The 13,431-nt window shown below is 46.2% G+C and carries 8 protein-coding genes and 3 rRNA genes; 2 read left to right on the top strand and 9 right to left on the bottom strand.

Annotated features, from left to right (window positions below; genetic code table 11):
* Nucleotides 1-168: 168 nt before the first annotated feature.
* The 9 genes from MKY44_RS04465 to MKY44_RS04425 form a co-directional block, all read right to left on the bottom strand.
* Nucleotides 169-651: a hypothetical protein gene (locus MKY44_RS04465; RefSeq protein ID WP_341006162.1), complete on the bottom strand. Its 483-nt coding sequence runs from the start codon at nucleotides 649-651 to the stop codon at nucleotides 169-171.
* A 329-nt stretch (nucleotides 652-980) separates the two neighbouring features.
* Nucleotides 981-1,637 (bottom strand): deoxynucleoside kinase, encoded by a 657-nt coding sequence (locus MKY44_RS04460; protein ID WP_036672670.1) that lies wholly within the window; start codon nucleotides 1,635-1,637, stop codon nucleotides 981-983.
* Nucleotides 1,634-2,257 carry a deoxynucleoside kinase gene (locus tag MKY44_RS04455; protein WP_076329815.1) on the bottom strand — a complete coding sequence of 208 codons (624 nt, stop codon included), beginning with the start codon at nucleotides 2,255-2,257 and terminating at the stop codon, nucleotides 1,634-1,636. The genes MKY44_RS04460 and MKY44_RS04455 overlap by 4 nt, the downstream gene beginning before the upstream one ends.
* A 199-nt stretch (nucleotides 2,258-2,456) precedes the next feature.
* A 5S ribosomal RNA gene (gene rrf / locus MKY44_RS04450) occupies nucleotides 2,457-2,573 on the bottom strand.
* Nucleotides 2,574-2,651: 78 nt separating this feature from the next.
* Nucleotides 2,652-5,577, bottom strand: a 23S ribosomal RNA gene (locus MKY44_RS04445).
* 309 nt (nucleotides 5,578-5,886) lie between these two features.
* Nucleotides 5,887-7,439 (bottom strand): 16S ribosomal RNA (locus MKY44_RS04440).
* The 16S, 23S and 5S rRNA genes sit together here, the layout of an rRNA operon.
* A gap of 698 nt (nucleotides 7,440-8,137) precedes the next feature.
* Nucleotides 8,138-9,313, bottom strand: coding sequence for a YhgE/Pip domain-containing protein (locus tag MKY44_RS04435; RefSeq protein ID WP_341006161.1), 1,176 nt, complete (start codon nucleotides 9,311-9,313; stop codon nucleotides 8,138-8,140).
* 80 nt (nucleotides 9,314-9,393) lie between these two features.
* Entirely contained in the window at nucleotides 9,394-9,825 is a 432-nt protein-coding gene (locus MKY44_RS04430; protein WP_341006160.1) for a MarR family winged helix-turn-helix transcriptional regulator, read from the bottom strand.
* 165 nt (nucleotides 9,826-9,990) lie between these two features.
* The gene (locus MKY44_RS04425; protein ID WP_074093608.1) at nucleotides 9,991-10,158 is read right to left on the bottom strand and encodes a DUF3934 family protein; all 168 of its coding nucleotides are present in this window, start codon (nucleotides 10,156-10,158) and stop codon (nucleotides 9,991-9,993) included.
* A gap of 312 nt (nucleotides 10,159-10,470) precedes the next feature.
* Here MKY44_RS04425 and licT point away from each other — a divergent pair, with 312 nt between their 5' ends.
* Together licT and MKY44_RS04415 are read left to right on the top strand one after the other, a co-directional pair.
* Entirely contained in the window at nucleotides 10,471-11,331 is an 861-nt protein-coding gene (gene licT, locus MKY44_RS04420) for a BglG family transcription antiterminator LicT (protein WP_074093607.1), read from the top strand.
* 184 nt (nucleotides 11,332-11,515) lie between these two features.
* Nucleotides 11,516-13,414 (top strand): beta-glucoside-specific PTS transporter subunit IIABC, encoded by a 1,899-nt coding sequence (locus tag MKY44_RS04415; RefSeq protein ID WP_341006158.1) that lies wholly within the window; start codon nucleotides 11,516-11,518, stop codon nucleotides 13,412-13,414.
* Nucleotides 13,415-13,431: the final 17 nt, after the last annotated feature.

The following is a 13,431-nucleotide window of genomic DNA, read 5'->3' as shown; positions in this document are numbered from 1 at the left end:
TCACTCTGAGTACTTTATAAATATCTTTCAAAGTAGATTGCTCTTTACTACGTTTTTCTTCTGCTCCCAGTCCTTCGATATAACTTCATAAGTGCTTAGGATGATGAGCATTAAGTTTCTTCTGTCAAACGTTCTTCATTTTGCTGCCAGCGTCCACCGTCTATCCGATTAAGCTCTTGGTGCGTGATCCGATGAAGATGCATCCGTAGCTAGACTAGTTCTCGCCATCCGGCCAGGAATCTGCCATGCAGACACAATCGCAAGCACGATGAATAATAAATCAATCGGTTGACTGAAGTACTCCTGGAAGGTTTCCACAAACGCACTGATCATCTCGCTATCAAACACAAGTTCCATCACGCCTACATCACCAAACAGTTCGGAAGTAAAATATACGACCGTCAGATATTTCCCCAACAAAATACCAACAAGCGCAAACAGTACGGCAATAATCTTATGTACCGTCGCAATTTGTTTATTGGAGAACAACACAACTGCGTAACCCGTGAGCGCTCCAATCAGAATCGCAATTAATCCCACCTCATAATCGGTCATTGCAGCAATAGTTGCCCATACAATGCCTCCCAGAATGGCTGCAATTAAGCCACCAATGATCGGCATACCGATTTTAACTCCTTGTTTCTCTTCCACGTTGTCTTTCCCTCCTGAGTCATGCATATGCTTCTTTTCCAGAATTCACCTTTCCTATGAAACCACAAAAAGACCTATTATTCAACATTTTTCTACTTTTGGTGACCATGTATTTATATAATAGAAAAGATATATTAAGCATCCATTTCCTTATTCGCTCGAATATATCATTTTAGTTTTGTCCACAAACATCTCATAATCATTCCCTTGGTACATAAAAAAATATCCCTTCCAACAGCATATTAGCCGTAGAAGGGACGTTGTCCGTATCTATATCATAGATATAACCTCTGTAATCCAGAAAACTATATTGGCAAACTCGCTCTATCTTACCTTTGCACTTCCTTGGAAGGCTGAATGACAGCTGCAATCTGTGCCAAAATGGCATCCACCGATGCCGGATCATGCACATCATACTCATCAATGTTCAGACGCAGCACAGGGCAAGCCGTAAACTGATCAATCCACACGGAATAGCGCTCGTGCATGTGCTCCCAGTACGAACGGTCCGTTTGGATTTCCATCTCGCGTCCACGTTCCGTAATTCGGTTTAAAATCGAAGGCAGACTGCCTTCCAGATAGATCAGCACGTCTGGATGTGGGAAATACGGTGTCATCACCATCGCTTCAAACAAACTGCTGTATGTCTCAAAATCTGTAGCAGACATGGTTCCTTGATCCGCATGCATCTGTGCAAAAATGCCCGTATCTTCATAGATGGAACGATCTTGTACGAATCCTCCGCCCAGTTCAAAAATCTTCTTCTGTTCCTTGAAGCGCTCTGCCAGGAAATAAATCTGCAGATGGAAGCTCCAACGCTCGAAGTCATGATAGAACTTCTCCAAATAAGGATTGTGATCTACTTGCTCCAGAGAAGTCTTGAAATTCAAACGCTGTGCAAGCGCAGCCGTTAACGTGGATTTACCCACTCCAACCGTACCTGCTACTGTAATTAATGCATTCGTTGGAATGCCATAGTTATTCATATGATATACTCCTTTACCTGATTAACAATTTGCCTGAAGTGTTCAGGATGTTCCACAAAGTCGAGTTGCTCTGCATTGACCTTAATGATTACTGGCGGATTTGTGCTATTTGCCAGATAATCCATGCCTGTTTTGTAATCGGCGATCAGTTGTTCCATATATGCCGGGTCCATATCCTGCTCAAATGAGCGTCCACGCTTGTTAATGCGGTACATCAACGTATCGAGTTCAGCTTCAATATAGAGCACCAGGTTGGGCTTTGGCAGATCATCTGTTAACAGATGATAGATTTGACGATATTTATCCCGTTTCGTTCCCTTTAAGGTACGATCGGCAAAAATCATATTTTTATAGATATGATAGTCTGAAATGACTGGGGTATTCTGCTCTACATAATGAACGCCCGTGTCTTCCAGTTGTTTAAACCGATTACACAGAAAAAACATTTCCAATTGGAAACTCCACTCGTCGATATCCTGATAAAAGGAAGCCAGAAATGGATTCTCTTCTACGATTTCTTTAACTAACGGAAGATTCAATTCATGGGAAAGCATCGTTGCCAGCGTTGTTTTCCCCGCTCCGATCGGACCTTCCACGGCAATAAACGGGGCTGATTTCATTGTGTTCACTGTTCCTCCTCGTACTTATGCGTGTTTCCGTTTTCTATATAGACCTCACCTATTGTATCACAGCTTTAAGGATTGGAACGCCAGTATTTTATGTATATAACAAGTCAAATCGAAACGAATGAATTACATAAAATGAATTACTTTAAAATAAAAAAGACACACTCGATATCATCAAGTGTGTCTTCCTATTGCTTGGCGGCGTCCTACTCTCCCAGGACCCTGCGGTCCAAGTACCATCGGCGCTAGAGGGCTTAACGGTCGTGTTCGGGATGGGTACGTGTGGAACCCCTCCGCCATCGCCACCAAACGCATAGCTTAGCTTACATTCAGAGATCGTTCTCTGAAAACTAGATTCGAAACGAAACATGCGAATTACAACTTGCTATTGGATAAGCCCTCGACCGATTAGTACTGGTCAGCTCCATGCATTGCTGCACTTCCACCCCCAGCCTATCTACCTCGTCGTCTTCAAGGGGTCTTACATACTGGGAAATCTCATCTTGAGGGGGGCTTCACGCTTAGATGCTTTCAGCGTTTATCCCGTCCGTACATAGCTACCCAGCGGTGCTCCTGGCGGAACAACTGGTACACCAGCGGTACGTCCATCCCGGTCCTCTCGTACTAAGGACAGCTCCTCTCAAATTTCCTACGCCCACGACAGATAGGGACCGAACTGTCTCACGACGTTCTGAACCCAGCTCGCGTACCGCTTTAATGGGCGAACAGCCCAACCCTTGGGACCTACTTCAGCCCCAGGATGCGATGAGCCGACATCGAGGTGCCAAACCTCCCCGTCGATGTGGACTCTTGGGGGAGATAAGCCTGTTATCCCCAGGGTAGCTTTTATCCGTTGAGCGATGGCCCTTCCATGCGGTACCACCGGATCACTAAGCCCGACTTTCGTCCCTGCTCGACTTGTAGGTCTCGCAGTCAAGCTCCCTTATGCCTTTGCACTCTTCGAATGATTTCCAACCATTCTGAGGGAACCTTTGGGCGCCTCCGTTACTCTTTAGGAGGCGACCGCCCCAGTCAAACTGCCCACCTGACACTGTCCCCGCACCGGATTACGGTACCAGGTTAGAACCTAGATACGATCAGGGTGGTATCCCAACGTTGCCTCCACACAAGCTGGCGCTCATGCTTCAAAGGCTCCCACCTATCCTGTACAGATCGTACCCAAATTCAATATCAAGCTGCAGTAAAGCTCCATGGGGTCTTTCCGTCTTGTCGCGGGTAACCTGCATCTTCACAGGTATTAAAATTTCACCGGATCTCTCGTTGAGACAGCGCCCAAGTCGTTACGCCATTCGTGCGGGTCAGAATTTACCTGACAAGGAATTTCGCTACCTTAGGACCGTTATAGTTACGGCCGCCGTTTACTGGGGCTTCGGTTCACAGCTTCGGATTGCTCCTAACCACTCCCCTTAACCTTCCAGCACCGGGCAGGCGTCAGCCCGTATACTTCGCCTTACGGCTTCGCACAGACCTGTGTTTTTGCTAAACAGTCGCTTGGGCCTTTTCACTGCGGCCCCCTCGTGCTATTCACACTACCGGGGCACCCCTTCTCCCGAAGTTACGGGGTCATTTTGCCGAGTTCCTTAACGAGAGTTCTTCCGCGCGCCTTAGAATACTCTTCTCGCCTACCTGTGTCGGTTTGCGGTACGGGCACCATCACCTGGCTAGAGGCTTTTCTTGGCAGTGTGAGATCATGACCTTCGCTACTATAATTTTCGCTCCCCATCACAGCTCAGCCTTACAATGTGCGGATTTGCCTACACATCAGCCTCACTGCTTAGACGGACATCCATCAGTCCGCGTCACTACCCTACTGCGTCCCCCCATTGCTCATAACGGCTTACGGTGGTACAGGAATTTCGACCTGTTGTCCTTCGACTACGCCTTTCGGCCTCGCCTTAGGTCCCGACTTACCCTGAGCGGACGAGCCTTCCTCAGGAACCCTTAGGCTTTCGGCGGATCAGATTCTCACTGATCTTTTCGTTACTCATACCGGCATTCTCACTTGTATAATGTCCAGCGCTCCTTACGGTACACCTTCAACCCTTATACAACGCTCCCCTACCCCTGATGCAAAGCATCAAGCCATAGCTTCGGTGGTGTGTTTAGCCCCGTTACATTTTCGGCGCAGAGTCACTCGACCAGTGAGCTATTACGCACTCTTTCAATGGTGGCTGCTTCTAAGCCAACATCCTGGTTGTCTGTGCAACTCCACATCCTTTCCCACTTAACACACACTTGGGGACCTTAGCTGATGGTCTGGGCTGTTTCCCTTTTGACAATGGATCTTAGCACTCACTGTCTGACTCCCGGAAGTAAGTCTATGGCATTCGGAGTTTGACTGAGCTTGGTAACCCTTGCGGGCCCCGCACCCAATCAGTGCTCTACCTCCACGACTCTGTTTTCCGAGGCTAGCCCTAAAGCTATTTCGGGGAGAACCAGCTATCTCCGAGTTCGATTGGAATTTCTCCGCTACCCCCACCTCATCCCCGCATTTTTCAACATGCGTGGGTTCGGGCCTCCAGTGCGTGTTACCGCACCTTCACCCTGGACAGGGGTAGATCACCCGGTTTCGGGTCTACGTCCACGTACTACATCGCCCTATTCAGACTCGCTTTCGCTGCGGCTCCGGCTCTTCACCTTAACCTTGCACGGGAACGTAACTCGCCGGTTCATTCTACAAAAGGCACGCCATCACCCCTAAAACGGGCTCTGACTTTTTGTAAGCACACGGTTTCAGGTTCTATTTCACTCCCCTTCCGGGGTGCTTTTCACCTTTCCCTCACGGTACTGCTTCACTATCGGTCGCTAGGAAGTATTTAGCCTTGGCAGATGGTCCTGCCGGATTCATACGGGGTTTCACGTGCCCCGCACTACTCGGGATCCGTCTCGGAGGGAACCAACTTTCAACTACAGGGCTTTTACCTTCTTTGGCGGGCCTTTCCAGACCTCTTCGCTTAACCGGTTCCTTTGTAACTCCATGTGAGACGTCCCACAACCCCAAAGAGCAAGCTCTCTGGTTTGGGCTTCTCCGCGTTCGCTCGCCGCTACTGACGGAATCACTATTGTTTTCTCTTCCTCAGGGTACTTAGATGTTTCAGTTCCCCTGGTATGCCTCTACACAACCTATGTATTCAGTTGTGAGTAACTGGAAATTACCCCAGCTGGGTTTCCCCATTCGGACACCCCCGGATCAAAGCTTGCTTACAGCTCCCCGAGGCAGTTTCGTTGTTCGCCACGTCCTTCATCGGCTCCTAGCGCCTAGGCATCCTCCGTGTGCTCTTAGTAGCTTAACCATTGCGCTCGTGTTCGAGCTGTCGCTCCGCTTGGTTTGGACTACGTCCAAATCCAAAAGTCGCTCCATTTCGATCACTCGCTCCAGCAATCTACCGTTTTTATTGAAACTTGTTTAACACAAGTTCAGCTAAAAAGGAATGTTCTAATTCGCGTTTGTTTCGTTTCGATATCTAGTTTTCAAAGAACAAGCTCCATGCAAAAGCAAGCTGTTTTGAGAGTTTGAGCTCTCAAAACCGAACAACGAGTGAGTGTTTTGCAGCTAAGCTGCGTATTTGAATGTTTCCGTTGCAGGAAACGATTCTCCATAGAAAGGAGGTGATCCAGCCGCACCTTCCGATACGGCTACCTTGTTACGACTTCACCCCAATCATCTATCCCACCTTCGGCGGCTGGCTCCTTGCGGTTACCCCACCGACTTCGGGTGTTATAAACTCTCGTGGTGTGACGGGCGGTGTGTACAAGACCCGGGAACGTATTCACCGCGGCATGCTGATCCGCGATTACTAGCAATTCCGACTTCATGCAGGCGAGTTGCAGCCTGCAATCCGAACTGAGACCGGCTTTGTTGGGATTGGCTCCATCTCGCGATTTCGCAGCCCGTTGTACCGGCCATTGTAGTACGTGTGTAGCCCAGGTCATAAGGGGCATGATGATTTGACGTCATCCCCACCTTCCTCCGGTTTGTCACCGGCAGTCTATCTAGAGTGCCCATCCGAAATGCTGGCAACTAAATATAAGGGTTGCGCTCGTTGCGGGACTTAACCCAACATCTCACGACACGAGCTGACGACAACCATGCACCACCTGTCTTGAATGTTCCGAAGAAAAGGTACATCTCTGCACCGGTCATTCAGATGTCAAGACCTGGTAAGGTTCTTCGCGTTGCTTCGAATTAAACCACATACTCCACTGCTTGTGCGGGTCCCCGTCAATTCCTTTGAGTTTCAGTCTTGCGACCGTACTCCCCAGGCGGAGTGCTTAATGTGTTAACTTCGGCACCAAGGGTATCGAAACCCCTAACACCTAGCACTCATCGTTTACGGCGTGGACTACCAGGGTATCTAATCCTGTTTGCTCCCCACGCTTTCGCGCCTCAGCGTCAGTTACAGCCCAGAGAGTCGCCTTCGCCACTGGTGTTCCTCCACATATCTACGCATTTCACCGCTACACGTGGAATTCCACTCTCCTCTTCTGCACTCAAGTCACCCAGTTTCCAGTGCGATCCGGGGTTGAGCCCCGGGATTAAACACCAGACTTAAATGACCGCCTGCGCGCGCTTTACGCCCAATAATTCCGGACAACGCTTGCCCCCTACGTATTACCGCGGCTGCTGGCACGTAGTTAGCCGGGGCTTTCTTCTCAGGTACCGTCACCTTGAGAGCAGTTACTCTCCCAAGCGTTCTTCCCTGGCAACAGAGCTTTACGATCCGAAAACCTTCATCACTCACGCGGCATTGCTCCGTCAGGCTTTCGCCCATTGCGGAAGATTCCCTACTGCTGCCTCCCGTAGGAGTCTGGGCCGTGTCTCAGTCCCAGTGTGGCCGATCACCCTCTCAGGTCGGCTACGCATCGTCGCCTTGGTGAGCCGTTACCTCACCAACTAGCTAATGCGCCGCAGGCCCATCCCCAAGTGACAGATTGCTCCGTCTTTCCAGTTTCCTTCAGGCGAAGAAAACAACTATTCGGTATTAGCTACCGTTTCCGGTAGTTGTCCCAAACTTGAGGGCAGGTTGCCTACGTGTTACTCACCCGTCCGCCGCTAACCATCAGAGAAGCAAGCTTCTCTTCAAGTCCGCTCGACTTGCATGTATTAGGCATGCCGCCAGCGTTCGTCCTGAGCCAGGATCAAACTCTCCAATAAAGTATTGAAAAGAGCGATAAGCTCATTTTGAATCTGACGAGATTAAAAATCTCATTTGTGCTCCAGCCAATCCAAGCCAAGGCTCGTCTCAAACTTTTGCGTTCATTCTGCAAGCAGAATGTTTACTCACTCGTTGTTCAGTTTTCAAAGATCAAACTCGTTTCGTTACCGAACATTGTTTTCTTCAGCAACTCTTATATAATATCATGTCCGAACCAACTTTGCAAGCTCTTTTTTAAGTTTCTTTCGAAGCTTATTTCATTCGCTTGCCGCACCGTGTAAACCGTGTTTTCTTGGCCGGATTAATAATATATCACGTATATATATTAATTACAATACTTAATTTAATAAAATTCATTTACTACAAATCAACTACCTTTACTGTGGTGCTCTCCTCTATCCCAGTGTAAAGTTTATTATAGCTTAAATGACATTTTTACCATTCATACATCGCAATACATGTCTAATTTATTTTAAACGTATTAGCATACATCTCCTCTCATATATTTTAGCTTCATTAATATGCTCAATTTAGGTTGTCCTTTTATCAAGGTCATGGAAGATTACTCTGGGCACTGTAAGTTACCACGAGTATAAGTAGAGGTATTATAGATAGAAAAAAAACAAAAAAGTGATGCACGCATAAAACCATACGTGAACCACTTTCTTGTGTGTTATTAGATTATAGAAGGAAACTCTTAATGTTGTGCCTGTGCTGAGGCTTGAGGCGTCATCGTCATTTGTTCATTACCTGCTTTTTGCATACCAACTCGCAGCAACGTAATTCCCCACGTAATAATGGAGATCAACAGAAGATGAACCATGTATCCACCTACTGCCTCTCCACTATAGATCAAACGCATAAATCCCTGTACCCCATTTGAAGCGGGCAGAAAGTTACCCATATAACGGTAGAATGGCGCCAGCATCTCGGCTGGAATGATATTTCCTGCTGTCATCAACTGGAGTGGAACCATCGCTACATTAAATAGAGGGCCTGCATTGCCAAACAGGGCAAAACTCATCTGTGTAAAACAGATACACGCCAGACTCACCAGCACATGATACAGATACAACGCGCCGAAGGAGCTCGCCACATCCGTGAACAGAAGAGCAACTGTATCCACTATTAGAGGAACGATTACTGCTATACACAATAACAGCATTTGCCGTCCCCAGAAGATTTCCCATTTGGAGTGGTTACGTTTCATGATATTCGATGTAATATTAAACTGAATGTTCATAGTCATCGCAGCAATGTAGGTGATAAAACCCAGAATCATGGGAAGCATCGATGTAGCAAAATCACTCACACTATTCGTTTTATTAATTTCAGCCTTTACAGGCCCTTCATTCATCTTTGCCATCGCTTGTCCAATAGCTGCACTCAACTCATCGTTGTTGACACTATCCTGGTTAAGGGTGACTTGAACCTTGGACTCCAAAATCCCTTGTCCCATTTGTGCAGTCATTCCAGTCGCTGCGTGTTCCACAATGGATTTGGCTACATCAGCATTTCCCTGATTAATATAGAAGGACAAACTCGTCTCTGTACCGCCTTCAATCCGGTCAGTGAATCCTTCCGGAATAACAATAACCATCGCATAGTTACCAGCATTCATCTGTTTCTCGGCTTCTTGGGCAGAATCCAGTACATTGACATGGAAAGGCGCGAGCGTTTCAATCTGCTTCTGCACATCTGTTCCCTGTGTCCCGTCTTCGTTCACAAGAGCAACTTGAAGTTGATCCACTCTCTCCGTGGCTTGATGATAACCCGTCATCCAGATCACAACAAATAACAGCGGAACAATCAAAGCAAAAACCAACCCTATTTTTGTCTGTGGCACTTTAAGAAAATCTTTGAAGCTTCTCATTCGTTCACGACTCCCGTTAGTTAAAATTAAAATAATTGCACTACATATATATGCACATGCACATATTTGGTCAAAAAAATTTATTTCATCTTTTCATAGATCCGATTCATCACATCCATGAATGCTTCAAGCTCTTCAGGGGAACATTCGGCGAGTGCCTCTTGCTCTTGCTTTTTTGACTTAGGTGTCAGAACGTTATTCATTTCCAGTCCTTCCGCCGTTAAACAAAGCAAAACCGCTCTGCGGTCCTGTGGATCTTCCTCTCTTGTCACCAGACCTTTCCGAATCAACTTGTCTATAATTTTGCCTACCGTTGTCTGGTCCCGCACTGTTAATTCAGCCAGTCTTTTCTGTGATATATGGCTTCCAGCCTTGCTCAATTCATTCAAAACTGCAAATTGTTCCGGAGTAATATCCTGTTCACTCAGATTTCTGGTTGTTGTTTTTTTGTATGCCAGATACGTCCGTGACAAAATCAGTCCAAGTGGATTTTCATCCATATTAACAGGCATGCTGTTGCTCCTTTCTCTATATAGTAGCACTACCATCTAATTTGCGTAAGCTCTATATTATTACCATATTTACATTACTGTCAATTTAATTTTTTTTCTTTTCAAGCAAAAAGAGACCCACCCGTTAGTCAGGCAGCTCTCTCCTCTGGCATCGTCAAGCCATACTTACTCGGGCTTGCCACTTGAAGTTTCGGTATCGTCCTTCTTCTTTGTACCTTTACTTTTATAAGGCTTCGGTGCACTTTTCGCCCGGTTAGCAGCGGCTTGCCAACGGTTCCAGCCTTTTTTACCCGTACCACGACCGGTGCCGCCTTTTCCTTTTGCATTGCTCATGTTATCACTCCAATAATCCTGTATATGCTTAAAAATGACCGTCCTCGGTAACTTATTATGCAACCCAGCCCATCTAATTCACTTCCAGCATTTCTTATTATACCAAAAATCCACGTCTTTACGTCCATTTCCATAAATCATTGTATTGTTATTCTGTTATGAAAGCGGTATAGTGGACATAATTGAAAGAGGAAGCTGCGTCTTCTTCGGGATTGTTACTGGTAAGCAGGCGATACCCAAACCAAGGCTGTCTATTAAGCCTTAGTTTGGGTTTTTTGTTTTTATTACGACCAATTGAGGTGAAACACATATATGATCATCCGTCAGATTTTTAACAACAATGTCATCCGGGCTGAGAACCAGGTTGGTCACGAATTTGTTGTCATTGGCAACGGTCTTGGCTTCAAAAAGAAAAACGGACAGCCTGTGGATGAGGATAAAATCGAAAAAACCTTTGTGCTGAAATCGGATAAAATACCACAAAAATTAATCGATCTGATTGGGGAAACATCGGTTGAATATTTGAAGTTAGCGGACGAAATTGTAGGCCATGCCAAAAAGGAAATGGGCGATATTTTTAGTGATAATATCTATATATCATTGATCGATCATATTCAGTTTGCCATTACCCGGTACCGTAAATCAGTCGGACTGAAAAATTCGCTTTTGTGGCAGATCAAGAAGTTTTACAAGAAGGAGTTTGGGATTGGTATGAACGCTGTGGAGCTGATCCAGGAACAATTCGGCATCCAAATGGATGAACATGAGGCCAGCTTTATTGCGATGCATTTTGTAAACGCTCGTCAAGATGCTCAAGGCATGAAACAAACCGTTGAAATTACTGAAGTTATTGATGATATCTTCAACATTGTGACCAACCATTACCACATCGCCCTGGATGAAAATTCATTTAATTATTCCCGGTTTATTACCCATCTTCAATATTTTGTGCAGCGAATGTTGAGTAATGAACAGGAGCAATTTGCTTCAGGAGATAACTTTCTGTATGAGCAGGTGAAGGACAAATATAGCAAGGCTTTTCAGTGCACCCAATTAATCAATCAGTACCTTGAAGACAAGTTTGAAAGTGCCATGTCCATTGATGAAAAGGTGTATTTGACGATCCATATTCAACGTGTCACTTCCCGTAACGAGCTTCTCGACACAGAATAAAAAAAGCTTGCAAACGATTTCGGCGTCATATATAGTAGGTCTCACAACTTAACGACAAGGATTGTTACTGCTCAAGCAGGCGATACCTAAATGATTGGCAACTGGTCATCTTTCCGATGATCATAGCCATTCGTTTAGGTATTTTTTTGTTTTCAGGCAATCTTAACAACAAAGGAGAATGAACATGGATCATAAAAAAATGGGGGATGACATCGTTCGTCTCGTCGGCGGAGAAGCCAATATCAATGGTCTTGTCCACTGTGCGACCCGGCTGAGATTCGACCTGAAAGATTCAAAAAAAGCCGAACGCGAAACGCTTGAAAAACACGATGGTATTATTACCGTTGTTGAAAGCGGCGGCCAATTCCAGGTTGTCATCGGTAGTAACGTGGCTCATGTATATGCGGAGATTATGAAAAACCGGGATTTCGGAGGAGATTCCTCCTCATCGGCTGAGTCCACAGGGGAAAAAACCTCGCTATTATCCAAAGTTTTTGAAATTATATCCGGAAGTTTCTCGCCATTAATCCCGGCTATGGCAGGATCAGGTATGCTAAAAGCTTTGCTGACTGTCCTGACCATGCTCGGATGGATGTCGGATACAAGTGACACATACTTGATTTTATCCGCTGCCGGCAACGCTGTATTTTATTTCTTGCCCATCTTCCTTGGCATCACACTGGGTATGAAGCTGAAAGCCAATCCTTATGTAGCTGGCGTAATTGGTGCCGCTCTGATGGAACCGAGCTTCACTGGGCTGATGGATAAGGGCTCAGATGTATCGTTCCTGGGTATACCGGTTGTGATGATGAATTATTCAGCCAGCGTATTCCCAATCTTCATATCGATTAGTATCTACGCTGTTCTCGATAAGTTACTCAAGAAAATCATTTTGAAAGACCTGCAATTGTTCCTTGTACCCATGATTGCTTTGATGATTATGGTTCCTCTGTCCGCAATGGCCTTTGGACCATTTGGCACCACGGTAGGTGACTGGATCTCCTCCGGCGTAACTTGGCTCATTGGTGTCAGCGGTATATTATCAGGGGTTGTACTGGGTGGATTCATGACCTTCATGGTTGTGTTCGGACTCCACTGGGGCTTTACTCCAATCACGATTCAGAATATCGGGGTTGGCGGCGACCCAATTGAAGCCATGGCTGCTGCGGCCGTTTTTGCACAAATCGGTGTAGCCTTCGGTATTTTCCTGAAAGCTAAAAAGAATAAAACCCTGCGAACCCTTGCTGGCTCGACCAGCCTTACCGGTTTACTTGCAGGTGTCACTGAACCAATCGTATACGGCCTGATCCTGCGTTATAAACGTGTGATTCCTATCGTGGTCATCGCAGGTGCGATCGGCGGTGCCATCAATGGTCACTTTGGTGTTAAAATGACTGCTTATGTGTTCCACAATATATTTGCCATTCCTGTCTATACACCAACGGTTGTCTACGTGATTGCGATCGCCTGCTCCTTTGCGGTAGCCGCGGTATTAACGGTGATGTTTGGTTACGAAAGCAAAACCAAAGATACAGATTCCGTTAAAAACGAATCCGTCTCCAACACATCGACTGAAAGTACACCAGCAGAACTTCCTGTTGTATCTGAGACTAAAACAACTGAAATCAAAAAGGAACAAATATATAGCCCACTTACAGGTAAAGCCGTAGCACTGAGTACCATTAACGACCCAGCCTTTTCAACTGGGGCTATGGGCAAAGGTTTGGCGATTGTGCCTGAGATTGGTGAAGTTGTCGCTCCGGTAGACGGTGTTGTCACTTCCCTCTTCCCGACTGGACATGCCATTGGATTAACAACTAACGCAGGAACGGAAATTCTGATTCATATTGGCATCAACACAGTAGCGCTGAAGGGAAAACACTTCTCTCCAGTTGTTCAGGAAGGTGATATCGTCAGACAGGGCGATCTGTTGATCCAGTTTGACATCGATAAGATCAAGGAAGCCGGATACGAAACCGTAACACCTGTCATTGTGACTCTAACGCAGCAAGAAGTGGATGTGTTCGAAACAACTCAGGCACAGGTACAGAAAAATGATGTCCTGCTGACTCTCGTTGTCTGACACAACTTATATTATAC

Source organism: Paenibacillus sp. FSL R7-0026 (genome assembly GCF_038004485.1).
Lineage (GTDB): Bacteria > Bacillota > Bacilli > Paenibacillales > Paenibacillaceae > Paenibacillus > Paenibacillus xylanexedens_A.
Note: the sequence above shows the minus strand (reverse complement) of the source record. Positions and strands in the feature narration are given on the sequence as shown.